The organism is Pseudomonas sp. EA_65y_Pfl1_P113, from assembly GCF_963970525.1.
GTDB lineage: Bacteria > Pseudomonadota > Gammaproteobacteria > Pseudomonadales > Pseudomonadaceae > Aquipseudomonas > Aquipseudomonas tritici.
Map to the genome: position 1 here is coordinate 14,009 of NZ_CAXAQM010000047.1, position 22,064 is coordinate 36,072.

The 22,064-nt window shown below is 57.0% G+C and carries 22 protein-coding genes and 3 pseudogenes; 14 read left to right on the forward strand and 11 right to left on the reverse strand.

Going from position 1 to position 22,064, the window contains the following annotated elements; translation table 11 throughout:
* The first annotated feature begins 180 nt into the window (after positions 1–180).
* Entirely contained in the window at positions 181–1,998 is a 1,818-nt protein-coding gene (locus AACY52_RS26060) for a sigma-54-dependent Fis family transcriptional regulator (protein WP_339420837.1), read from the forward strand.
* Here AACY52_RS26060 and AACY52_RS26065 read toward each other — a convergent pair.
* The 4 genes from AACY52_RS26065 to AACY52_RS26080 form a co-directional block, all read right to left on the reverse strand.
* Complete coding sequence (locus AACY52_RS26065) at positions 1,995–2,927, reverse strand: FecR family protein (protein WP_339560968.1); 933 nt, start codon at positions 2,925–2,927, stop codon at positions 1,995–1,997. The genes AACY52_RS26060 and AACY52_RS26065 overlap by 4 nt on opposite strands.
* Positions 2,924–3,466, reverse strand: coding sequence for a sigma-70 family RNA polymerase sigma factor (locus AACY52_RS26070; RefSeq protein WP_339436949.1), 543 nt, complete (start codon positions 3,464–3,466; stop codon positions 2,924–2,926). Before AACY52_RS26070 ends, AACY52_RS26065 begins: the two co-directional genes overlap by 4 nt.
* 129 nt (positions 3,467–3,595) lie before the next feature.
* Entirely contained in the window at positions 3,596–5,707 is a 2,112-nt protein-coding gene (locus tag AACY52_RS26075) for a TonB-dependent receptor domain-containing protein (protein ID WP_339560969.1), read from the reverse strand.
* A gap of 178 nt (positions 5,708–5,885) precedes the next feature.
* A complete protein-coding gene (locus tag AACY52_RS26080; RefSeq protein WP_339420845.1) occupies positions 5,886–6,155 on the reverse strand; it encodes a hypothetical protein in 270 nt (89 codons plus the stop codon).
* A gap of 239 nt (positions 6,156–6,394) precedes the next feature.
* Between AACY52_RS26080 and AACY52_RS26085 the strand changes: the two genes are divergently transcribed.
* Positions 6,395–6,676 (forward strand): hypothetical protein, encoded by a 282-nt coding sequence (locus AACY52_RS26085; protein ID WP_339420847.1) that lies wholly within the window; start codon positions 6,395–6,397, stop codon positions 6,674–6,676.
* A 65-nt stretch (positions 6,677–6,741) separates the two neighbouring features.
* Here AACY52_RS26085 and AACY52_RS26090 read toward each other — a convergent pair.
* A pseudogene (locus AACY52_RS26090) lies at positions 6,742–6,891 on the reverse strand (GAF domain-containing protein); the annotation flags it as partial.
* A 185-nt stretch (positions 6,892–7,076) separates the two neighbouring features.
* Here AACY52_RS26090 and AACY52_RS26095 point away from each other — a divergent pair.
* From AACY52_RS26095 to AACY52_RS26105, 3 genes are all read left to right on the forward strand, one after another.
* Positions 7,077–7,211: a hypothetical protein gene (locus AACY52_RS26095; RefSeq protein ID WP_339420849.1), complete on the forward strand. Its 135-nt coding sequence runs from the start codon at positions 7,077–7,079 to the stop codon at positions 7,209–7,211.
* A gap of 28 nt (positions 7,212–7,239) precedes the next feature.
* Positions 7,240–7,410: a DUF2256 domain-containing protein gene (locus AACY52_RS26100; RefSeq protein ID WP_339420851.1), complete on the forward strand. Its 171-nt coding sequence runs from the start codon at positions 7,240–7,242 to the stop codon at positions 7,408–7,410.
* 91 nt (positions 7,411–7,501) lie between these two features.
* Positions 7,502–9,319: a sensor domain-containing phosphodiesterase gene (locus tag AACY52_RS26105; protein WP_339438323.1), complete on the forward strand. Its 1,818-nt coding sequence runs from the start codon at positions 7,502–7,504 to the stop codon at positions 9,317–9,319.
* Here AACY52_RS26105 and AACY52_RS26110 read toward each other — a convergent pair.
* The 3 genes from AACY52_RS26110 to AACY52_RS26120 all read right to left on the reverse strand — a co-directional run bounded on the left by AACY52_RS26110 (position 9,270) and on the right by AACY52_RS26120 (position 10,986).
* Positions 9,270–10,019 (reverse strand): hypothetical protein, encoded by a 750-nt coding sequence (locus AACY52_RS26110; RefSeq protein WP_339438322.1) that lies wholly within the window; start codon positions 10,017–10,019, stop codon positions 9,270–9,272. The genes AACY52_RS26105 and AACY52_RS26110 overlap by 50 nt on opposite strands.
* 482 nt (positions 10,020–10,501) lie before the next feature.
* Positions 10,502–10,819 (reverse strand): hypothetical protein, encoded by a 318-nt coding sequence (locus tag AACY52_RS26115; protein WP_339420879.1) that lies wholly within the window; start codon positions 10,817–10,819, stop codon positions 10,502–10,504.
* Positions 10,820–10,824: 5 nt separating this feature from the next.
* Positions 10,825–10,986: a hypothetical protein gene (locus AACY52_RS26120; RefSeq protein ID WP_339420857.1), complete on the reverse strand. Its 162-nt coding sequence runs from the start codon at positions 10,984–10,986 to the stop codon at positions 10,825–10,827.
* A gap of 174 nt (positions 10,987–11,160) precedes the next feature.
* Between AACY52_RS26120 and AACY52_RS26125 the strand changes: the two genes are divergently transcribed.
* The 3 genes from AACY52_RS26125 to AACY52_RS26135 all read left to right on the forward strand — a co-directional run bounded on the left by AACY52_RS26125 (position 11,161) and on the right by AACY52_RS26135 (position 13,308).
* Positions 11,161–11,562 (forward strand): hypothetical protein, encoded by a 402-nt coding sequence (locus tag AACY52_RS26125; RefSeq protein ID WP_339428212.1) that lies wholly within the window; start codon positions 11,161–11,163, stop codon positions 11,560–11,562.
* 228 nt (positions 11,563–11,790) lie between these two features.
* Positions 11,791–12,222, forward strand: coding sequence for a glycine zipper domain-containing protein (locus tag AACY52_RS26130; RefSeq protein ID WP_339428211.1), 432 nt, complete (start codon positions 11,791–11,793; stop codon positions 12,220–12,222).
* Positions 12,223–12,438: 216 nt separating this feature from the next.
* On the forward strand, positions 12,439–13,308 hold the full coding sequence (locus AACY52_RS26135) for a sensor domain-containing diguanylate cyclase (RefSeq protein ID WP_339428210.1): 870 nt from the start codon (positions 12,439–12,441) through the stop codon (positions 13,306–13,308).
* Positions 13,309–13,454: 146 nt separating this feature from the next.
* On the opposite strand, the gene AACY52_RS26140 is transcribed toward AACY52_RS26135, so the two are convergent.
* Together AACY52_RS26140 and AACY52_RS26145 are read right to left on the reverse strand one after the other, a co-directional pair.
* On the reverse strand, positions 13,455–13,964 hold the full coding sequence (locus AACY52_RS26140) for a hypothetical protein (protein WP_339420865.1): 510 nt from the start codon (positions 13,962–13,964) through the stop codon (positions 13,455–13,457).
* 461 nt (positions 13,965–14,425) lie between these two features.
* Complete coding sequence (locus AACY52_RS26145; RefSeq protein ID WP_339420866.1) at positions 14,426–14,899, reverse strand: hypothetical protein; 474 nt, start codon at positions 14,897–14,899, stop codon at positions 14,426–14,428.
* A gap of 376 nt (positions 14,900–15,275) precedes the next feature.
* On the opposite strand from AACY52_RS26145, the gene AACY52_RS26150 reads away from it, so the two are divergent.
* The 6 genes and pseudogenes from AACY52_RS26150 (at position 15,276) to AACY52_RS26175 (ending at position 19,222) form a co-directional block, all read left to right on the forward strand.
* Entirely contained in the window at positions 15,276–15,830 is a 555-nt protein-coding gene (locus AACY52_RS26150; protein WP_339420867.1) for a hypothetical protein, read from the forward strand.
* Between the two features lie 176 nt (positions 15,831–16,006).
* Positions 16,007–16,369, forward strand: coding sequence for a hypothetical protein (locus AACY52_RS26155; protein ID WP_339420869.1), 363 nt, complete (start codon positions 16,007–16,009; stop codon positions 16,367–16,369).
* Positions 16,370–16,670: 301 nt separating this feature from the next.
* The gene (locus AACY52_RS26160) at positions 16,671–17,630 is read left to right on the forward strand and encodes a hypothetical protein (protein WP_339428209.1); all 960 of its coding nucleotides are present in this window, start codon (positions 16,671–16,673) and stop codon (positions 17,628–17,630) included.
* 42 nt (positions 17,631–17,672) lie between these two features.
* Positions 17,673–17,903: pseudogene (locus AACY52_RS26165) on the forward strand (hypothetical protein).
* An 11-nt stretch (positions 17,904–17,914) separates the two neighbouring features.
* The gene (locus AACY52_RS26170; protein ID WP_339420873.1) at positions 17,915–18,151 is read left to right on the forward strand and encodes a DUF4224 domain-containing protein; all 237 of its coding nucleotides are present in this window, start codon (positions 17,915–17,917) and stop codon (positions 18,149–18,151) included.
* Positions 18,152–18,155: 4 nt separating this feature from the next.
* A pseudogene (locus AACY52_RS26175) lies at positions 18,156–19,222 on the forward strand (tyrosine-type recombinase/integrase).
* Positions 19,223–19,771: 549 nt separating this feature from the next.
* On the opposite strand, the gene AACY52_RS26180 reads toward AACY52_RS26175, so the two are convergent.
* Positions 19,772–21,985: a TonB-dependent siderophore receptor gene (locus tag AACY52_RS26180; RefSeq protein ID WP_339560970.1), complete on the reverse strand. Its 2,214-nt coding sequence runs from the start codon at positions 21,983–21,985 to the stop codon at positions 19,772–19,774.
* Between the last annotated feature and the right edge of the window lie 79 nt (positions 21,986–22,064).

A 22,064-nucleotide genomic window follows, 5' to 3' on the forward strand; every position in this document is an offset into this window, starting at 1 on the left:
CTGAATGGGATGTTCAGGTGTGAACAGAAATGAACAACGCAGGCTGAACAACTGAACAATCAGCGCCTTGACAATGAACAGTTATGAACAACACTCTCATCAACAACACAGGGCATACGTGGCCGGTTTCTTCAGATAAATTGTGCAAGCCCAATAATAATAAAAACGAAGGTCGACCCCATGGCCGAACCCTTGGCTCACGACACCCTTATCCAGGAATCCTGGCGCCGTTGCCGCGCCTTCGGCCTGGACCACCAGAGCACGCCCAGCTTCGACCAACTGCCCGCCGAGTGCATCAGCCAATTGCTCGAAAGCCAGCACTCGCTGGTGCAAACCACCCATCAAGAAGTGCTGCCCTACTACGAGAACATCCTCAGCAACTCCAATTGCCTGATCATGTTGGCTGACAACCAGGGCCAGGTGCTGACCCGCTGGGGCACCCAGCGTTTTATCGAGCCCAAGCTGGCTCGGGGCTTCAACCCCGGCGCCAGTTGGGTGGAACGTTCCAGCGGCACCAACGCTATCGGCACCGCGCTGGCCTGTGCCCAGGCGGTGCGTATCGAACACGATGAGCACTTTCTCAAGGCCAACCGCTTCATGACGGGCTCAGCGGCGCCGATCTTTGATGCCCAGCGCGAGATCATCGCGGTGCTGGATGTGTCCAGCGACAGCTACCTGCCGCCCTCCCACACCTTGGGCATGGTTAAGATGATGAGCCAGACCGTGGAAAACCGGCTCATCCTCAACCTGTTTCGCGGTGAACATTTCCAACTGACCTTTAACACTGGCTTGAGCAATCTGGATAGCCAGTGGGCCGGTCTGCTGATTTTTGATGAGAGCGGCCAAGTGCTGTCGGCCAACCGTCGTGCCGACAACCTGTTGGGCATCAGTTTGTCGCGGGTGATGATCGACAGTTTGTTCAAGGTGTCGTTGCTGGAATTGTTGAACCAGCCGGAGGGGTTGCCCTTCTCGCTGCAAGCGGCGGGACGCAACCGGTTCCAGTGCCTGTTGAAGCGGCCTCAGCAGAGGCCCGTGCAGGCCCGCATATTCACTGAACCGGTGCCGGCGAAACCCACGTCGATTGGCCTCAATACCCTGCATTTTGGTGATGTGCGCGTGGAGAAAGCCGTGCGTCAGGCCGAGCGCTTACTGGAGAAGGACATCCCCCTGCTGATCCACGGTGAAACCGGCGTGGGCAAGGAAGTGTTCGTCAAAGCTCTGCACCAGGCCAGCTCGCGTAGCCAGAAGGCGTTCATTGCGGTGAACTGCGCGGCGATTCCCGCTGAACTGGTGGAATCGGAACTGTTCGGCTACGAAAAAGGCGCGTTCACCGGCGCCAATCAAAAAGGCAGCATCGGCCTGATCCGCAAGGCCGACAAGGGCACGCTGTTTCTGGATGAAATCGGTGATATGCCGCTGCCGACACAGGCCCGCCTGCTGCGGGTATTGCAGGAGCGTTGCGTACAGCCGGTGGGCAGCAGCGAGTTGTTCCCGGTGGATTTACGCATCATCTCGGCCACCAACCACGCGTTACGCGAACGCGTGAAGGCTGGGCGGTTTCGTGAGGATTTGTACTACCGTATCGGCGGCCTGACGCTGGAGCTGCCGCCGTTGCGCGAGCGTACGGACAAGCAGGCGCTGTTCCAGCAACTGTGGCAGCAACACCGCGAGCCGACCCAATGGGCGGGCCTGAGCGCCGAAGTGCTGGCGCTGTTCGATCAGCATCCATGGCCGGGGAACTTGCGCCAGGTCAGCAGTGTGCTGCGGGTGGCACTGGCCATGGCGGAGGAACAGCCGATCCGCCCGGAGCATCTACCGGATGACTTTTTTGTGGATTTGGACGTAGCGGCGCCACGGCCCGCCAATGACGAGCTGGATGACAGCCTCGACCTGAACCAGCGCTTGAAGGCTGCCGGCGGGAATATTTCCCACCTGGCACGCGAGCTGGGGGTGAGCCGCAATACCTTGTACAAGCGACTGCGCCAGAACGAAGGCTAGCGCGGCTTGACCACCACCAGCAGGTCGGTGAAGTACTCCACCTGGATCGGCAGGTTATCCGCCAGTGACGACAGCGCCGCCGCCGTGTCATCCAGCTTGAAGACGCCCGATACCCGCAGGTTCTGCAGGGCCTGAGGGTCGAAGCGCAGCATGCCATGGCGATAGCTGGCGAGGGTTTGCAGCACCTCGCTCAGGGGTTGGTCGTTGACTTTGAGCAGGCCGCGGGTCCAAGCATCCGGGTCGGCATCGACGATGGCTTGCGGCGGCTGGGCGCGGCCGTGGTCAAGGACCGAACGCTGGCCGGCCGTGACCTTGACACCATCGCTGGCTTCACCTTTGACCGCCACGCTGGACTCGATCACCGTGACGACCGTGGTGCCGTCTGCCGCCCGCTTGACCAGATAGCGTGTACCCAATGCGGTGGCCGTGCCTTGGTCGGTGCGGACCACAAAAGGCCGCTGCGCATCCTTGGCCACTTCGACCCAGAGTTCACCTTGCAACAGCTCGATCACGCGTTGATGCCCGTCGAATTTCACGTCGACTGCCGAGTTGCTGTTGAGCTGCAACTGGCTGCCGTCTTCGAGGGCAATCTGCCGGCGCTCGCCGACGGCGGTGCGCTGGTCGGCCATCCAGACCGGCACGTGTTGCAAGCCCAGCCAGCCGCACAAGACCACGCCGAGCAAGCCCGCCACCTGCGCACCACGCGGACGTTGCGGGGGAAACGCGCGGTTAAGGGCAACACGGGCGGGCTTGGCGGGCAAGGTGTCGAGGCTGCCCCACAAGGCGCGCATGCGTTCAATGGTCACGGCGTGACGCGGGTCGGCCTGGCACCAGGCATTAAACGCGTGACGGTCGGCGTCGCTGGCATCCTCGTCGTGCAGGCGGGTCAGCCACTGCGCCGCTTGCTGGATGATCTGCTCGGCGCTCATTCCAGCGTGTCTGTCGGGTGCAGGCTGTGGTAGCAATGCACCAGGGCGCTGGAGATGTAGTTTTTGACGGTGCTGGAAGAGACGTCCAGGCGCGTGGCGATTTCGCTGTAGGTCAGCCCATCGAGGCGACTCAACAGGAACGCTTCGCGGACGTTGGCAGGCAAGCCCGCGAGCATCTCGGCGATACGTTCCAGGGCTTGCAGCGCCACATGAATCGCGGCCGGGTCCGGCATGCCGGCATCTTCGCACTGGATCACCAACGCTTCCATGTAGGCTTTTTCGATACGGCGACGACGGGCGCCGTCGATCAACAACCGCCCTGCCGTGGTGGCCAGGAAGGCACGGGGTTCCTTGATATTTTGCGGTTCGGCCAGCATCAGTACGCGGATGAACGCGTCATGCGCCAGGTCGGCGGCATGCTGGGAGCAACCGAGTTTCTTGCGCAGCCAGCCGTGCAACCAGCCGTGGTGCTCGCTGTACATCGCCGTGAGGGTCTGCTGCCGGACGGAGTCATCCAGCGCGGCGGGAATGTCATGCATGCGCAAAAATATCTCAAATGGGAAGTGTTACCAATTGCGCAGACAATGCCAGTAAATCGGTGCAGGAGCAAGGGCCACCCCCTTTCTGAGAGCACCGTTGATTGCATTGTTTGGAAGGTCGCGCGCCTGTCAGCGCCAGCTCCAGGAGACGCCGGTGTAGAGGCCGCGGCCATCCGCTGGCGTCGAACGCGCTACATCCAGGCCTTTGTCGTCATAGCCTGGCGTGACCGTATTGGCGTACCGGCGGTTGGTGAGGTTGCGCAGGTCGACCCAGGCTTGCCAGTCTTGCTTTGGCGCGTTGTAGCCGAAGGTGGCGCCGAGGATGGTGTAGGACGCAGCGTAATAGGAGTTGGCGTAGTCGACCGCCACGCGCGAGGAATATTCGCTATTGAGGCTGGTAAAGAAACCCGTCGGGTGGCTGTAGCGCACTTGCGCCTGGTAGTAGTGCTTGGGGATGCCCGGCAAGGTGTTGTCGCCGAAACGGTCGTCGTCGCGGTAGTGGAAGTCGCTGAAGGTATAGGCCTGGCGCAGGGAGAGCTGGCCGTTGCGGCCGCCGTTCCACAAAGGGCTGAGCAGGCTCACTTCCAGGCCTTGGTGCACAGTGGGGCTGGCATTGGCTTCGGCGACAATGGCATTGCGGGTGGCCGTTTGGGCCTGGGTTTCCACGCTGAGCAGTTCGTGGCGCACTTCAGAGCGGTACAGCGCCAGGTCCCATTGGCCGAGCCACGCTTCGCCACGCCCGCCGATTTCCAGGGTGGTGGCGGTCTGGTTTTCCAGGCTCACGCCTTCGCGCGCCAAACCTTTGGCCGGCCCACTCGTGAAGTATTTGTTGGAGCCCCATATCATCGACCACGCGTGCGGCGGCTCGACCGAGCGGCTCAGGTTGCCGTACACCTGCAATTGCGGTGTGAAGTCATACCGCAGGCCGATGCGCGGCGCGTAGTCCCAGTCGTGCTGGCTGAGCGGCGCCTGGCCTTCGGGGTAGGTGACCTGGGTTTCGCGCCGGGTGTAGATCGCGGCCAGGCCGGTCGTCAGCCACAGGTCAGGGACCAGCTCCAGATCGTTGCCGATATGCAGCACGGTGTCGGCGCCCAGATAACTGTAGTCGCGGGTCTTGGTGCCGGGGGCGTAGCCAGCGGTATTGTCGGCCGGTGTGCGCACATATTCCGACGCGCCGTTGTTGGGCATCGCTTGGGTGGTGCGCAGGCCCAACGTAGTTTTGCTGTCGTGGCCGAACAGCGTGTCCTGGCGGATGTAGTTGAGGGTGCCGCTGACATCGGTGTAGGCAACTTTAAGACGGTTGGTGCCTTCGCGTAGGTCCATCGGGTAGTCGTGGTAAGCCAGCCCGAGTTCGACCCGGGAATTGTCGTCCAACTGCAAGGTGGTCTTGTTGGCGATCCAGGTGGAGCCCGGTTGCAGGCGCTTGGAGTCGCGGGCGGCGTTGAGGCTGTTGGCCGCGCGCGGGTCATGGCTGATTTGCGCGCGAGTGAGCTTGCCGGGGGTGTCGTTGGTGGTTTCGCGGTAGCGGAAATAGAAGCGCGTCTCCAGGTCCGGGTTGAAACGGTAGCCGAAGTTAGCGGCCACGCCCTTGCCGGTGCCGGCGCTCTGGCGCTGATAGCCGTCAGACTCGGCGTCGGTGAGGCTGATGTAATAGTCGACATCTCCCAAGACCTGGCCGGAACTGATCTCGCGCTGGGCGTAACCCTTGCTGCCCGCCTCGTATCGCACCTGCAACTTAGGCGCATCGTAGCCCGTGTGGGTCACGTAGTTGACCGCGCCACCGAGGGCCAGGGCGCCCTGGTCAAAACCATTGGCACCGCGCAGCACTTCAACGCGGCTCTGCCACAAGGGGTCTTTCAACTCATAGGGGGTACCACCAGGCCCGGTCAGTGGCAGACCGTCGAACATTTCATACACGCCGGAGGCATGGGAACCGGGGCTGCGGTTCAGGCCCGAACCGCGAATCGAGAGTTTCACCCCTTCATTGTTCGCTGCCTTGGCGTACACCCCGGCCTGGTACTTGAACACGTCTTCGTTGGTGCTCACCCGCCCCTGCTGCACGCTGTTCATGTCGATGTAGTTAGTACCGCCGGGCACGCTTCTGAGCTGCGCCTGCGCCATTTCACCGGCGCTGGCTTCGCTGCCGGTGACTTCGACCGGGGCCAATTGCAGGTCTTCGGCGTGCACCAGTGTGCTTAACGTCAGGGCGGCAAACAGGAACGGAGGGTGGCGCAACAGCATCGGGCAAGTCCTTGGAATTCGGGGGCACGAGGTGGGAAGACTGGTACGCCCGCGAGGTCACTCCCTATTATTGGAAACGTCTGCGCCCACTGATCGAAATACTGTGAAAGCCAAACTGCAGCACACTCAGTTCACCTGTAGATCGTTCGCAGATCCTGTCACTTTGGACGCAAAGAACTCAGCCGCCAGGTTCCCCTAACATGCGCATCAATTCTTCTGCTTCTGATCCTGGAGCAAACCTGAACCCAACCATTTCATCAGTGCCGAGAATTTCGCCCAACGTTTTCAATACCTGCGCCTCAGTCGGCGACTCGCGCAGCAATTTGTGCGCTGGCAGTAACAACTCGGAGGAAACACCTTGAACGCTTGCCGCGTCGATCACCGCGAAGAGGATAAAGCGCAGGCGTATTTCGCGTTCAGTCGGCCAAACCGTTTTTCGCTTACCCATCGTGAAGGCTTCACTTTCAGAAAAATCCGAGGCTATTGCCGGAAGACAGGTGTTTCAAGCCACGGGGCGCAGGATAGGCCGCCTCCTACATGCAAAACGGGAACCCCCTACTGGCGGATAGGGCCGACCATCCAGTTTTCTCTAAGGCCTTGCATAACCGGCCATCAATCCGTGGAAACCTCTGGCTCAGGCAGGAGGTCTACCGCCTGAATCCGCCCGCTATTAAAGGAAGCAATCTCATGTCTCAAACTTATCAAGGCACTGCCAGTGTGTTGTTGGCTTCTCGCCACTTGGGCGTTGAGCCAGACGAGTGCTTGAATGAAAAGGTGACCGTGCGCCTTTCGGAAAGCGGCACGCCGACCATCGCACGCCTGGAAGTCGATCAGCCCGTACAGTGGCCAGGACACGCTAACCACGTGGAAGTCAGGCTGCCTGATGGTAGCGTTGTGAAGGGTGTGATCGTGGAAATCAACCGTCAGACTGAACACGCCGCATGGTTGACCTTCAGCCTGGACGATTGACGGGATGGCGTTGTCAAGGCGCCGCTTTCACAGTTTTGTTGCGTTGCAGCTCCAGCGTGGTGCTGATGAGCCGCGCAGGCGACCCAAAGGCGATCGGTCATTTTGGAAATCGCCGAAAACCGCATTCCGGTCAAGCGCGTTGTAAGCCGCAAGATGCTGGATGTCGTCTCGATCTCGGCGATGGCATCCAATTCCTCAACAGTTAGGTATTTGATAACACCCTCCTTGAATCACAGCATCCGGTTTCAACCGGGCTTACCACTGCATCGGCGGCTGGCTGCGAGGCATAAGCGTTTACCGACGAAATGCAAACAACGATGCCCCCGTAAAAAATTGAATGTGTAGATTGTACTTTTGGTCAGGGATTGTGAACGCAGACATTCTGGCGAGGTGAAAGCTCATGACTCTTCAAGCAGAAACACTCGTACAACTGACCGAAGCGTTGCAGGGGCGAGGGCTGTATCTGGTCTGCAACGTTCACCTCACGCGCGCGCCCTACCGCCACAATCACCTTTGGGTGTGTTCAGTGGCCTGAAGCAGCCTCGCCAGGACGGGACAATACGATGAAAAAAGGCCAACTCCCGTCCAAAACCTGCCCTGTGTGTGGACTGGCGTTCAACTGGCGCAAGAAATGGGCACGTTGCTGGGACGAGGTGCGCTATTGCTCCGAGCGGTGTCGACGAGGCAAGCGTTCGCCTCCACCGCCGGCACAAGGCTGCAACCCTGCGCAATGATTTGCTATTGTCCTGATAGCTAAGTAGGTAATCCGGTAGGACACCGTAGCTGATAGGTTTCAGGCGAGTTTACGTATACGCAGGGGTCAACATGGGCGAAGCAACTCCGACTTCAGACTATGAAGTACAACGCTTGCAGCGCGTCGCAGCCTTGTGCGCTCGCGATGCCGAACACGACGTCGCCTTCGAAAAACTGGTCGCGATGACCTCAAATTATTTCGGGGCGCCCATCGCGCTGATTTCAATCATCGATGAGCATCAGCAATGGTTCAAAGCCCGCGTTGGCATTGAAGAAGAGCAAACCGCGCGCGAAATTTCATTTTGCGCTTATTCGCTGTTCGACCGGGTACCGCTTGAGATTCTCGACTCGCACAACGACGAGCGCTTTATAAACAACCCGCTGGTCACCGGCACGCCCTACATTCGGTATTACGCCAGTGCGCCACTGATGACGGCTGACGGCTTCTCGCTGGGCAGTCTGTGTATCATCGATACCGTGCCCCGCGAGCCGATGAGCGAGCGTGATTTTTCCATGCTGGTGTATTTCGCTGAGCTGGTGATGATGCACATTACTGGCGCGCGCGCTCGCATTTACATCGACCAGCCTACCGGGCTGTTCAACCGCCTGCGGTTTGAGGAAGACATCCGCCAAGCAGCGGCGACGTCCGAGCATTTTCACGTTTTTGCCGTTGATATTGTCTCCCCGGCCTTCTTGAACAACGTGGTCAAAGCGCTCGGCTACAACTTCGTCCAGGACCTGATCCTGGCGATCAAAGCACGTTTGCACGCGCTCCTGCCCAGCCAATGCCTGTTATATAAAATAAGCCCGACACGCTTCGGCTTTTTGTCAAAAGGCAGCGCGCCTCTGGAGCGCGTGTGCGCCAGGATTCTTGAAGATTTTCATACCCCAGTCGAGTGCCACGGGATCCCAATTCTCATGCATGCCGGTATTGGTGTCCTGGCAGTCACCAGTAGCGAGCCGCAGGATTGGATCAGGCTCGTCGTTGCCGCAGCGGACGACGCCAGGGACAGAAACCTGGGGTGGTCGCTTTATCAACCGCACAACGATGCGGCTCAGCAGCGTGCTTTTATGCTCTTGAGTTCGTTGCCGGACGCTATGCGTGACAGTCATCAGTTAAGCCTGGTATTCCAGCCGAAGATCCAACTGCCGCAGGGTGAATGCAGCAGTGTCGAGGCATTGCTGCGTTGGGAGCATCCGCTATTCGGCCCGATCCCTCCTTCGGAATTTATTCCCTTGGCGGAAACAACCGAGCTGATGCATTCGATCAGTTTTTGGGTACTCGACGCAGTCCTCCGACAGGCACTGTCCTGGAAACAGCAAGGGCTGGTGATTCGGATCGCTATGAATGTCTCCGCGGGCGACCTGGAAACACCGCGTTTTATCGACAAGATGATCAATGACATCCACAGGCTCCAACTCGACCCTGCCACGTTCGAGCTGGAGTTTACCGAAAGCGCGTTGATGACTGATGCAGACACGGTCAGCCGTCAACTTGGACGAGCCCGCGGATACGGCATAGGCGTTGCTATTGACGACTTCGGCACGGGCTATAGCAATTGGACGTACTTGCGCCAATTGCCCATTGATTCGGTCAAGCTGGACCAGTCATTGATCAGCAACATAAAAACCCATGAAAAAGATGCGCGTCTGGTCAAGAGCCTGATCGAGTTGGCACGGGGGCTCAGCTACAAGGTGGTCGCAGAGGGCGTGGAAACTGCGGATATCCTTGAACTGATCACTCAATGGGGCTGCTCGGAGGCCCAGGGGTTCTTGATCTCCAAACCTATGGGGGCAGACGCCCTCGCCCAGTGGTTTGAGGCAGGCGGCTACCGCACGATTACTGCACCGGCAGAAAATTCATCAGCAACAAGCTCTGCGCGTAGTTGACACCTATGCGCCGGTAGCGCTCATCGAGTATCTGGGTCAGCAGATCGAGGCGCGCGACAATCTTGCCGAACTCCACCGCGAAACTGAGGTTGCTGCCCTCCTCCGATATCTCGTTGGAAAACAGCAGCAACACCCCATTCGCATCCTGGCGCTTGCCCAGCAGCCAGGTGGCCTTCTCGATATTGCGCGCAGCATTGCTCACGAATTCAGGGTGGATCGCATCGGTGATGTAAAACTCCGTGCGCCCACCGTGAGCAGTCACGATCATACTGCCGATAGCATAGATAAAAGCGCCGACGCGGTCGCCTTTGAATTCCGGGCTTAAGGAATAGCTAAGGGCCGCCAAGTCACTGCGTTCCCCCAGCGCAGGAAGGGATCGGCGTTGCTCGATGGCCTGGCGAATCTCCCGCGCAGCAGTCACCGCATCCGGGTAACCCGACTGACGCCACTGGCTGGGATTACGCAGATAGAGCTTGTTCATGAGCAAATACAGGCTTTGCAAATTGTCGCGCATGCCCAGTGTTGCCATGCGATCGACACTGGTCTGAAAGAATTCATCAGGCTTGCCATTGCTGAACTGCTTGGCGATATCCCGACCCTGTTGCTGGCTGCAACCGCTGGCGCAGAGCAACAACACGGCAGCCAGCAGCAAGGGCTGGCGTAGCGGTCGACTAATGAAACGAGGAAACGTGCGATCCATCGGCACCCGATCTGGTTCATCTGCCCACGCGGGAATCGGCGGGGCTGGGACAAGGATAGAGCGGAGAAATCAAAAAAAGTGCAATGGCCCTGGCTAGATAGTTGTAAGCAGATACCGTCCGGCCGGTGAACGGGCTCAAACGTGAAGATTTTTTTTTAGGCTCTATACTGTTTGCAACAGCTGCGTGTGTTGTTGGCGACCCAGGGTGGCATGTCAACCTTTTAACGGCTTGGCGCGTTTATCTATATCGCCCCGGCATACTCCCCAGCAGCTGTACCTGAGGGAGACGGCAATGAAACATCCAATTCGAGCTCAAATGGTTGTTCAGTTGATTTGCCTGCTTTCGGTGGCTCAGCTTTTTTGTTGAGCGGCGTGTGACTGCCTTCACATTCAGTTGCAGTTGCAGTTGCGGCAGCGAGAGGTATTGCCAGCTATAAGCCATAATCTGGCCCGACATTCGATTGCCGGGCCAGAGCGTGCAGCTATAGCAAGATCGTGGACAGCATGCCTAAGGCGCCCAGGCAAAACCCGATCAGTGCGCCTCTCCCTGGGAGCTCCTGAAACAGCGCCCAGATCACGATGGGCTCCAGCAGTAATAAAGAGGTAACGGATACAACCGTCACTACCCAGATGTCACCGACCGCAAGATACCCCAGCCAATAAGCCCCCAGCAGACAAAGCCCGGCAAAGCACATCAACACAACAGGCATGATGAAAGCGTGCCATGAGCCGTCGCCCGCTTGAGCCAGCTTGGCGGTCACCACCTCACTGTAGATTGCACAAAACTCACCGATGATCATCAACCCTAGAGCAGAAACTCCGAGTAGTTCTTTGGACATATCAAAAACTCCTTCGTATTCAACGCAATATTTTTCAACTCCCAGCGGGCAATGCCGCTGCCCAGAGTTTCGTTGCAGTGATACGAAGCAGCCTTGAACAGGCCTGAATTACCGAAGTGCTTTTCCATCCTCATGTCCTTTATAGAAGGTGAAGCTTAGCGACCAGATGAGGCGCTCGGCCTGATCATACGTTTCGGCGAGTATTAGGAACAACCTTGGCCGTGGAACCGCCGAAACGGACTGTTTATTTCTCCGTGCTTGTATAAGCTTGCCGTTCGTTTTTTCGAGATCAGGAGGGGTAAATGAGTGACGACAATGCAAAGCGCTTGCTGATTAACCAGCAGCACATTTGCATGGCTGCAATCTCGCTGATTTTCTCCAGCACCTGTGTTGCCGCAGACACTTACTCGGAGCTGAGCACGCCTGATAAATCGGGATTCATGTGGGGTCAGGTCTACCAGCATACAAAAGCCGCATGTGGCACTCTCCCGCAAGACCTTGAAGACGATTACGCAAAGGCGATCCGGCTCCTTTCAGAGGCCAGCCCAGAATTTGGACCGACCTTTAATGACGGTCTGAAGCCCAGCCTTAAGAAGGCCCCTCTAAAATCAGCCGAGGAACTGGAAGACGTATGTGTCAAAGGTCAGACAGGCCTCAGAAACCAAGTGAAGCTCGCCAGATACTGGTTTACGGAAAAGTGGTGAGTGTTGAATAGCGAGACGGCGAGATTGGCTATCAGGCGCTACTTCCAGTGCCTTCCACCGTCTATGCTCGTGAGGTCGGCATCTGCGTTTCAATGTCAGATTCAATGTCGCGATTCGGGGACCAGCATTCTTGCCATAGGCCGCCCGCGCAGAACTTCGAGCTTTGGGTTTAATCCCAAGCGTGCTTTAAACATTAACACCTGCTGACAGCCCATAGAGGTTCACAAAATGAAAATGACACTACCCGCCCTGGCTTTGGGTGTTCTGATATCGCAAGGAGCGATAGCCGCCGGTGATGGTACAGCCGCTCTTGGAGGTGGCGTTGGGGGTGCACTTGGCAATATCGTCGGCCAACAGCTGGGGGGGTCAACTGGCGCGGCAGTAGGCGCAGGCTTAGGTGGTGCCGCCGGTGGAGCAGTCGGTGCCCAGAAGGGTAAGAGGACAGAAGCTGCAATAGGCGGCGGCGTTGGCTCTGCTGGTGGGTCACTTATAGGCAATCGTCTGGGCGGCACAACGGGTTCGACTATCGGAGCGGGTCTCGGTGGCGCTGCAGGTGGCGCGCTCGGCAACAACCTGGCGGATGATAAGAGCAACCATCGATCTGACGGAAAAAAGCACAAAGGCAACAATAAGCACAAGCATAAGAACAAGCGCCACTGATGAGCCATGGCTCGTGCTTGCAGTAGGTGCAAAAAATGCAGACGCCTTGTGGCGGGTCAGCTTAGCGAACAAGTGAGGGGCTGGGCCTGATCATAGGTGTGAGCACCTGTTCTGAATAACCGGGCTCGACGGGTATGAACGATATTAAAAACTCGCAGGACTCCCCGCCGCCCGTCATGATCGGGCTATGCTCAGGCCATCTGAACCGGACGCCCCATGCCCGTTGACCTACAAGCGCTCTATCCAAAACTGATCCACTTGATGCTGGATACGGTATTTGTCGTCGACAGCGACAACCGGATTGTCTTCGTGAGCAACGCCTGTGAGTCCCTGCTGGGCTACCGCGCCGAAGAGCTGATCGGCACCCTGATCATCCACTACATGCACCCTGAAGACCTGGCGCGTACCCGCGCTTCCATAGTTCGGGTCATGAGTGGCCAACCCCACGTCGACTTCCGCAACCGTTATCTGCGCAAGGATGGCAGCGTCGTACACATTTTGTGGGCGGCCTTCTGGTCCAAAGAAGTCGGTGCGCGGATCGGAGTCGCGCGGGACATAACGGCGCTCACCCAGGCCGAGGAGGAGTTACGCTTCCTCGCCCATCATGACCCGCTGACGGCCCTCACCAACCGATCGCTGTTCAACGATCGGCTCGACAGTGCGCTGCAAAGCGCACAGCGCCATAACCGGAGCTTGGCATTGCTGTTTCTGGACATCAACGACTTCAAGTGCATCAACGATGTGCATGGTCATGCCATGGGCGATCGCGTGCTCTGTGTGATTGCACGACGGCTAGAGCGCTGTGTGCGCGAAGGCGATCTAGTGGCCCGGATGGGCGGTGATGAATTCACGGTACTGATCACGGATATCCAGTCGCCAGATACGGTTGCCGGGAAGGTGGCGCAGATACTTGCGGTCATGGCTGATCCACTGGGGGCCGAGTTTGGCGGAGTGAAAATGCCGTCTTGCAGTGTCGGCGTGGCGTTTTATCCGAAGGATGGAGAGGATGCGGATACGCTGTTGAGTCATGCGGATGGGGAGATGTATCGGGTGAAGAGGTTGCGGGTGAGTGAAGATATGAAGTAGACCGTAGCCTAGGGTCTGGCAACCCGCGTCGTTAAAAAGCCAATGCCCCGACGAGTCGGGGCATTGGCTTTTATGGTCCTGGATAAATCAAAAGGGCTTTTCAGCCTTACGGGTGAAGAACCACTTGCTGACCATCATGCACGAGGCTATTTGGCTTGGCGAAGCACAAGCTCCGATAGACGGGTCTTAACGCGGAAGCAGAACTCACGAATTTGAAATTGATAAGCGGGCATAACCATGTAGTTTAAGTCAGGACCTAATGAGTCTTTGATTTCCATATATTTAGCGGTCTTGGCAGCGATGGTTTGGTACTCCGCCTCGTACTTAACGTAAGACGCCTTGTTGTAAACCTTCAAAACGTCCAGCTCTTTACGGCATTGCTCTGCACGGTTTTGGTTTAAGTTTGTTTCTGATTCCGACTGATCAGCTTCCGTAGAGGCAGGGACGTGGGAGTCAGCACTGGCGCCCGCAGGTGCAGCCTCATATCGCACAGTCCAATTGGGTGGTGTCGAAGGTGCGACTTCAGGGGGGGCTTCATGGGGCGCTTCCTGGACGACGGCAGGAGGTGGAGTCACTTTGGATTTTTCTGGCGTTTTCGTAGCGCATCCAGAGAGGGCAAGTCCTACCACTACAGCGATGCCACACAGTTTATACATCGGTTTCACCAAGAAGTAATTATGGTTGGCTGAGTCGTTAGGTGCTGGGTAAAAGTAAAACTCACTCAATGATCAAGTGTAAATTTTCTACCAGACTCAAGGCGCTCAGCCTCTCTTCCTTGAGTGCGCAGGTGAGTGATAATAGTAAAAAAACAAAGAGATGACGAGTAAAAGCTCGTCAGAAAAGCCACAGATTAATGGGACAATTGCGGTGGGTCCAAGCTGAGCATGCACCCTCATTGTGCGGCGTTCGGATCGCAGGGAAAAATGAGGAGACTTCATGGTCTACGTTAAATCTGAAACGTATCGACACGTCAGCAGATGTGGGTTTCGCGTAGAAGCGCGATTTCCAGTCCCGTGGTGAGTACCTGACGTGCTCGAAAACGTTTTTACACAGCCTCGGCCAAAAGCTGCCCGTGATGATAGGTAGCTTTTTACGAAAAAGGCCCGATCGAATCAAATCACTTTTTAACCGGTGCATCCCAGCATTCGGGATTAAGCGAGCATACGTTGTATTGCCGATCCATCAACGCCATGCGGTTGAGATGGGCATCAGTGGCGGCGTTCAGTGATTGCTCACTGGTGACCATGTAGCGCGCGGCTCTATCGCTCATGCGCGCACTCCATTGGCGCCGAATCTTTTCATCCAAGGCTTTTGGTGACGTGGCCATGGCTTGGAGCGTACCGTCGCCTACTCGGCTCAACTCGTCGCGGTAGGTTTCGATGTACTGGGTTCGTGCAGCGTCGTGCTGGTGATTTAGGTCGTACTGGAGCGATTCCAAATTTTGCTTGTAAAGGGTCCAGTAACCGTCAGGTAGCACGCCACCGTCTTTCTTTCGTAGCGCGGCAATACGCCCATCGTTGTCGGTATTGGCGCTGAGTACCGGCTTGAGCGACGAGATGACAACGGGGTCATTGCTGATAATCTGGTTCATCAGCACAGTACGTAAACTAGTCTGAGGCAGACTCTGGCCCAGGGGCTCCACGTGGATCGGCGCCGCTGGTTTCAGGGATACAGGTTGGCTCGCGCAACCTGTAACCAACAAGGCCAAAAAGAGGATCGACGAGAGAGGATGACGTAAAAACATAAGCTACCCATGCGCATGGTTGGTTAGGGAACCGAGCATAGCACCCGCCAACCGATAGTGTCATTTTGATACCACCTCAACCCTGTCACCCTTCCTTTTAACGAAGTGCACTGCCATTCCGACTGGGGATCGTCATCGCTGGAGCGCAATAGGCCAGCGTGACCCGCGCTACGGCTTCTGCGTATTTGGCTCGACCGAAGCAGGGTGCGCAAAGGAACTGGAAGTGTACGCACCTTGCCCCTACGGCAAGCCCGGCGACCGGCTGTGGGTGCGCGAGACCTGGTACTGCGATCACTTCGAAGTCATGCGCGGCCCCTACCTAAAACCGGATGACCTGGAGGTCGGTGAAGCGATCGAAGACGGGACACTGGTCTACGCCGCCGACGGGCTGGCCCCGTACGAGCAGGAGCAGCCGACCTGGAAGCCAAGCATCCACATGCCCCGCTGGGCCAACCGCATCCTGCTGGAGATTACCGAAGTGCGCGTCGAGCGGCTGAAGGACATCAGTCGCGGCGATATCCGTGCGGAAGGCCTGCAGTGTCCGCCGGAGCCGGCAAGCGATGACGTTTCACCGAATTACCGAGACTGGACCCGGCGGCCTGGCGGGAGTTATGGGAGTCCACTGGCGGCGACTAGGAAGCCAACCCGTGGGTCTGGGTGGTCGAGTTCAAGCGGCTGTAGCGCAAGCCGAGGAAGGTCAGCGCTTGGCTCGTTGGGCGAGCCCGATAGCCATAAAGGCGATGCCGGGTATCCAAAAGCCAGGGTTAGATGTCCCTAAGCCGACCGCAAGTAGTGACACACCGACAGCAAACATATGCGCTCCTCCCTGAGAAACTATCCATTTCATATCCACCAATTTAAGCATAAACCGGCCATCAAAACGGCCAAGGACGAAGTCATGCCTGAAGAAAAAGTCGTGATGTACGAATCCCACAAGCTGCCAGCATCCAAACCGTGACAGGCTGGGTAGGCGCTGATGGCCGCTTCTGGGGCAAAGATGAGCATATGGCGCGCTGGTGTGGCGCCACCCATCGCCAATGCGAGAAGAATCCGGATCATCCGATCCACGAGATTCGGAGCTACTGCCAACAGTGTCACGATGAAAGCCGCAAAGCGAAGTTCGCAGCGATGCCCGTCAAGGAGTGGTCCGGCGAGCCGTTGGTTATATTCGATGGTGACCAGTATTTCTTTGACGAAGACATGCGCATCAAGCGCGCACCTACTCAAGCACGGCTTGTGCTTGGTAACAGGCGCGCTCTCAACGCTACAAATAAAGTCGCAGAAACTAGGGCAGATGTTATTCCCGACGATGACTGAACCACCCTGAGAAAATCACCAAAGGTCGCGGTCCCCGGATCAGCCGAAAAGAGATAAAACACAATGGGGCCAAGATAGGAGCCTATAGCACCAGCAAAAAACCACTTCATTTCTACACGTACAAAAGCGCCTGTGCGGTGAGAAATCACAGCGGCACTACGACGTGCACTTTTTAGCGATTCATTCAAGTCCATAGGCCGGCGCCTTCCATCAATTGTTGTCCGAAGATAGTAATTCAACACAGACCAAACCCCAATCCCCCTACATGCCTGCCGGTGAGCGGCGGGCGAGGTATTCCTGCATGTTCGAAATCATAAAAGTTTGGTGGGCCCGCAATGTTTTCCGGGCGAATCCATGGCACGACAAGTTCGTGCTGCTGAACTTCATCGACCTCTACTACAAGGGCCAGCGTGACAGCATATTCGGCATCGCCATCGACTCCGGCGACAATGGCGACTACCCAGGAAACAAGCTGATCATCCATGTCTGGAAGTATTCAGCCTGGATAAAACTTCCCAACATCATCAAGCCTTGGGCGCAGAAGCACACCTTCACTACATTGAGCCCAGAAGCTACAGCGCGACGGCTTGAACAGTTTGGGCATCTCGACTACTTCGAATATCACGCTCGCAAGTACGGGTTCCGCCTGCAAACCCGAGGAATCCACACGAATTTCGGGCCTAGCACAATGGACTCGCAATCCGAAAAGTCTCGGTACTTCTCATTCCCTTGGCGCGAATTCGATCTGGTCGTGAATGCGCTGTGTGACGCAAACGGCGTTGAGCATATCGAGAAGAGCAAAGGTGTTCGCCTTCGCTACAAGGAAGCTCAGGCCATAAAAGACACAATGCCCCGCTATGTGTTTTTGCTTAAGGACTATGACGGCGAGGAAATACGAACCTATTGCCATATGGAGAAGCGCGTTTACCGAATCGGTACCGGCTGGGTGAAAAAGTACTTCGGTGCAATGCGCCCTACGCGAACTTTCGTTGAGCTGGATATCGCATTTGATGGCGAGACCGGCCCCGAGAAAGGCTCGTGGAAAGGCGGAACGATCGGCACTGGCAGTCGAGCAGAGAAAGGCGACAAGCAAGACGCCCAGTACCTGATCGAGAAGTACTGCGCTGGCACGCACCGCGCTAAAGGCGCCACTTACTCGATGACCTTTATCCGTCGAGAGCCAGACGCCTCCTACACCAACGAGACGTACCGGAAGGCTTCTGCCGAGCGTCGCGGCGAAACTTACGCCCCACTCGCATAACCCATCACCACCTTCTGCCGCCCAGCGCGGCAAGGACACCACATGTTCGCAATCAAACTCATCCTGATCCTACTGGGCGCTTTGCTGTACCTGGTCGGCAGCGGCGGCTGGTTCTTTTGAATCGCTCCACGCCTTCTGGCCGACGGCGAAACGGCCGACATCCTCTACGCCTTCGCCGGCACCTGCTGCTGGCTCCTGGTCAGCTTCGTCCTGGCCGTTCATATCATCAAGACAGCGCGGCCTACGGGCTCACTCGACAAACCAGAGGTATAGGAGTGCATACGATGGAAATGCAAAGCGAAACCCTTGCCAAAGAAGAGATAGCGGCAATCACTGGCTATATGATCCCTTCGCGCCAGATCACGTGGCTCAATCTGAACGGCTGGAAGTACGTTCTGACCCGATCGCGCAGACCTGTGGTGGACCGGGTATACGCCCGCATGAAGCTGGCAGGCGTGAAACCATCAGCAGAAAATGTTGCGGCCGAAGCCTGGTCGCTGGACTTGTCACGGGTAGGATGACGAAATGCGAGCGAAAAAGGCGGCTAACAGGGACCTGCCGCCGCGAATGATTCGGCGTGTACGCGCGCTGAAAGGCGGTAAAGAGTGGGTTGGGTACTACTACGACGGGAGTAATGAAGACGGGAAGCGGGTGGAGATCCCGCTCGGGGGGGGGATTTGGATATCGCAAAGGCTGAATGGGCAAAGCTCGATTGCAAGCCGGTGCCGAAGAAGAATGCCATGCTGGCCCAAGTGTTTGATCGGTACGAACGCGAAATCATCCCAGGTAAGACGCCCAAGACCCAGAGCGATAACCGTTTAAGCCTGAAACAGCTGCGCAACGTGTTCAGTGACGCGCCTATCGATGCGGTAACGCCGCAGATCATTGCGCAGTATCGCGACAGCCGCACCGCCAAGGTTCGCGCCAACCGAGAGATCTCCCTGCTGTCACACATCTACAACATCGCACGCGAGTGGGGATTAACTGAAGCCAACCCAGCGGCCGGTGTGCGCAAGAACAAAGAGGCGCCGCGCGACTTCTACGCCAGCGAGGAAATCTGGAGCGCCGTATATGCCGTGGCAGCCTCAGAGCTGCGCGACGCAATGGACCTGGCGTATCTGACCGCCCAGCGCCCGGCCGACACGCTGTCGATGCGGGAGGCCGACGCGGTTAACGAATTCCTGCAGGTATCTCAGGGCAAGACGTCAAAGAAGCTGCGAATCCGCCTGACGGCCGCCGGCGCGATGAATGATTTAGGCGCGTTGGTTGAGCGCCTGATCGCACAGAGACGCGCCCGTGGAGTTAGAAACCCTTATCTGATCGTCACTGAGGATGGGAGGCAGGTGACCAGGCACATGCTGAGGCTGCGCTTTGACGATGCGCGGGATAAGGCGATTGTCATCGCCAGGGAGGCAGGTGACGGGGTTCTGGCAGCAAGCATCCGTCAGTTCCAGTTCCGTGACATCCGCCCGAAAGCCGCTAGTGAAATCCTAGACCTGGGCGATGCCAGCCGCCTACTGGGGCATACAGACAAACGCATCACCGAGACGGTTTACAGGCGTGTCGGGGAGATCGTGAAACCGACCCGCTGACATTGAGTTGCGGAAACTGCCTGAAATGATGCGGAAACGATCAGGTGTTCAACTGAAAGAGTCACCGGATGCCAGAAACACAAAAGCCCCGCTTTCGCGAGGCTTTCGTCTGAATCTTGGCGGGAAACCAGGGATTCGAACCCTGGGAACGCTATTAACGTTCGCCGGTTTTCAAGACCGCTATGCAAAATCAAGCGGGCTGGTATCTCGGAGGCCGTCGGCGTTCCTTTACTCGCAGCTACCAACCAAGCTACAGGCCGCATTCTGCGAGGGGTGCGGTTTTGGTATAGGAACTGTTTTTGCCTTCCCCGGCGTCCTGCCGACCGAACAAAAATCACAAAGAGCTCGATAGTCGTGAGACAAATCGTATGGCCGCGTTCGGCCAAAAGCAGCTACTCACGAGCGGCTGCTTTCGGTCAAAGGCTTACTATTATGTCGCTGAGGCACATCCATCCATGTTCACGTCGACTGGCGCTTATTGAGTCGATGATCTTTCCGTCACCATGAACCCTGAATAGCGTTGATGCTCTAGGCTGTCGCGGGCCGAACTCAGAAATCAATGGTTCCCGAGAACTTCACCAAGCGGGGGTCGCCCTGCGAGAGGTAGCCGCCATTTGCCGACGCCCAGTAATTCTTGTCGGTAATGTTTTCCACATTGACTCGCAGAGTCAGGTCTTTTTCAGCGAGCTTCATCTTATAGCGTGCCCCAGCGTCGAAACGGTTCCAGGTAGGCAAGCTCAAGTTGTTCGCCTGATCGGCATACTGCCCGCCAGTGCGTAGCATCCTCGCGCTAAGAGCGGCCCCTTCGATGCCTGGAACGTCCCAGTCTACGCTGGCATTGAGTTGAAACGTCGGCACGCCAATCGCGTGGTTGCCATCGTTCAAGCCTCCAGCGGTCTTCTTCAGCTCTGAGGTCATGCGCGTGCCGCCCGCCATCAACCGCAGGCCCTCAATGGGTTCGCCAAAGACGCTGATCTCTAGCCCTTTATTCACCTGCTCGCCATCACGCACATAGAGTCTCTGCGCGTTGTCGACATACCCATCGGAAGGTTTCTCGATGCGGAATACACTCAAGTTGGCGCCGAAGGTTTGCATGTCCAGCTTGATGCCCGCTTCCAGCTGCTTTGTGCGCCCAGGAGGAAAGGCTTCGCCCAAGTTCGTGATGCCTGTACCCGACGCAACTGGGCCTTTTGCGAGACCTTCGATTCGATTGGCGTAAAGAGAGACGCTGTCCACGGGCTTGAACACGATGCCATATACAGGCGTGGTGATGGACTCATCGTAAATGGTGCTACGACTGCCATCGTTTGCCGGATTGGCTACACCGTTTGAAGTGGTCCCATCGTATCGGTAGTTTTCGACACGTAATTGCTGACGCCGGACACCATAAGTGACGAGCAGTTTGTCATCGAAAAAACCCAGCGTATCGGAAACCGCAAGGCTACGATTTCGGGTTTTGCCAGTCACCCCTGGATCACCCATTTCACCACCGGTGATGGACACAGCGGTAGGCTTGGGAAGCGCTGGGGTATTGTAGATATTGCTATTGCCGGGAACCGAGCGATAGAACGTGTAAGCGTTCTCCTGCTCTGTCCAGATGGTTGAGCCGCCAATAGCGATCTGGTGGGAAATCGGGCCAGTGTTGAAGCGCCCATTTAACCCTGCGCTGAACGTCGTATTGTCTTCATTGTGCGGGATTTCTGAGCCACCAATCGTAGCTACGCCGTTATTGCCTACGAGTGTCGGCGTGGCATAGACGCCCGTTTCTCGGGTGTGCTTCACGCCGCCAGCAAGGTATGCCGTCCAGTTCTCGCTCAGATCCCAATCACCCCGAACCATCCCGAAAGTGTCTTCTGTTTCAGAATACGTCCAATCCTGACCATAGTTATGACTGGCGTGAGGGGCAGTGGGGATGTGAGTGGCATTGCCAACGTTGACTGAGTTACGCAGTCCGTTGACGCGCTGTTTCTGATACCCGAAATCGGTGGAAGCGCGGAAGCCGTCACCGCGATAATCAAGGCCCGCTACGAACAGCTTTGTACGTTGATCTTCATTATCAATCGCCGTTTCACCTTCCCGCTGGCTCAGGTTTACCCTGGCGCCAAATCGGTTGTCTTCGCCGAATCGCTGTCCGATATCCAAATGCTCACCAATACGGCCATCGGTGCTGATGTCCTGCGTATAGCGTCGAGTCGGTACATCCTCTGCGCGCTTCGGCTGAAGATTGACGCCACCCCCAAGACCCGAGCCAGTGGGGCTCACACCATTGATGAAAGCATTGGGGCCTTTGAACACCTCGACGCGCTCAATGGCGTCCGTCGACAGAATTTGACGGGGCAAGACGCCATATAACCCGTTGTAGGAAATGTCGTCGCCGGTCAGTGGCAAGCCTCGAATGACGAACACCTGGGACTGGTTACCAAACCCGTAGGATTGACGTACCGACGGATCATTTAGCAGCACGTCGCCTACGTCTTCTGCTTGTTGATCCTCGATCAGCTTCGAGGTGTAGCTGGTCATTACAAAGGGGACATCCATGCTGTCCTGATTACCCAGCACTCCCATTTGACCGCCCCTCGCCACCTGACCGCCAGCATAGGGGGCTGGAAGGGTGTTGGAGTTGGGTTTGATCGCATTGGCAGTGACATCGATTACTCCCAGTTCGAGAGGTTCCGCAGCCTGGGCGAAGAAACTGACCGAGCAGCATACGGCGAGCTGTAGTGGTCTAATTTCCCCGGACACCTCGATAGGTGGAGAATGCATCTATCGAGGAGTTTTTCATGACTGGCAAACGCAGGACATTCGACGACAGCTTCAAGCTGCAAGTCGTAAAAATGATCAA

Bases quoted from the DNA above. Each gene is read 5' to 3' on its own strand.
- AACY52_RS26105 (WP_339438323.1), top strand. From the start codon at position 7,502: ATGGGCGAAGCAACTCCGACTTCAGACTATGAAGTACAACGCTTGCAG.
- AACY52_RS26130 (WP_339428211.1), top strand. From the start codon at position 11,791: ATGAAAATGACACTACCCGCCCTGGCTTTGGGTGTTCTGATATCGCAA.
- AACY52_RS26160 (WP_339428209.1), top strand. From the start codon at position 16,671: ATGTTCGAAATCATAAAAGTTTGGTGGGCCCGCAATGTTTTCCGGGCG.
- AACY52_RS26170 (WP_339420873.1), top strand. From the start codon at position 17,915: ATGGAAATGCAAAGCGAAACCCTTGCCAAAGAAGAGATAGCGGCAATC.
- AACY52_RS26120 (WP_339420857.1), bottom strand. From the start codon at position 10,986: ATGGAAAAGCACTTCGGTAATTCAGGCCTGTTCAAGGCTGCTTCGTAT.
- AACY52_RS26135 (WP_339428210.1), top strand. From the start codon at position 12,439: ATGCCCGTTGACCTACAAGCGCTCTATCCAAAACTGATCCACTTGATG.
- AACY52_RS26065 (WP_339560968.1), bottom strand. From the start codon at position 2,927: ATGAGCGCCGAGCAGATCATCCAGCAAGCGGCGCAGTGGCTGACCCGC.
- AACY52_RS26180 (WP_339560970.1), bottom strand. From the start codon at position 21,985: ATGCATTCTCCACCTATCGAGGTGTCCGGGGAAATTAGACCACTACAG.
- AACY52_RS26085 (WP_339420847.1), top strand. From the start codon at position 6,395: ATGTCTCAAACTTATCAAGGCACTGCCAGTGTGTTGTTGGCTTCTCGC.
- AACY52_RS26110 (WP_339438322.1), bottom strand. From the start codon at position 10,019: ATGGATCGCACGTTTCCTCGTTTCATTAGTCGACCGCTACGCCAGCCC.
- AACY52_RS26115 (WP_339420879.1), bottom strand. From the start codon at position 10,819: ATGATCATCGGTGAGTTTTGTGCAATCTACAGTGAGGTGGTGACCGCC.
- AACY52_RS26145 (WP_339420866.1), bottom strand. From the start codon at position 14,899: ATGAACCAGATTATCAGCAATGACCCCGTTGTCATCTCGTCGCTCAAG.
- AACY52_RS26100 (WP_339420851.1), top strand. From the start codon at position 7,240: ATGAAAAAAGGCCAACTCCCGTCCAAAACCTGCCCTGTGTGTGGACTG.
- AACY52_RS26080 (WP_339420845.1), bottom strand. From the start codon at position 6,155: ATGGGTAAGCGAAAAACGGTTTGGCCGACTGAACGCGAAATACGCCTG.
- AACY52_RS26095 (WP_339420849.1), top strand. From the start codon at position 7,077: ATGACTCTTCAAGCAGAAACACTCGTACAACTGACCGAAGCGTTGCAG.
- AACY52_RS26125 (WP_339428212.1), top strand. From the start codon at position 11,161: ATGAGTGACGACAATGCAAAGCGCTTGCTGATTAACCAGCAGCACATT.
- AACY52_RS26060 (WP_339420837.1), top strand. From the start codon at position 181: ATGGCCGAACCCTTGGCTCACGACACCCTTATCCAGGAATCCTGGCGC.
- AACY52_RS26075 (WP_339560969.1), bottom strand. From the start codon at position 5,707: ATGCTGTTGCGCCACCCTCCGTTCCTGTTTGCCGCCCTGACGTTAAGC.
- AACY52_RS26070 (WP_339436949.1), bottom strand. From the start codon at position 3,466: ATGCATGACATTCCCGCCGCGCTGGATGACTCCGTCCGGCAGCAGACC.
- AACY52_RS26140 (WP_339420865.1), bottom strand. From the start codon at position 13,964: ATGTATAAACTGTGTGGCATCGCTGTAGTGGTAGGACTTGCCCTCTCT.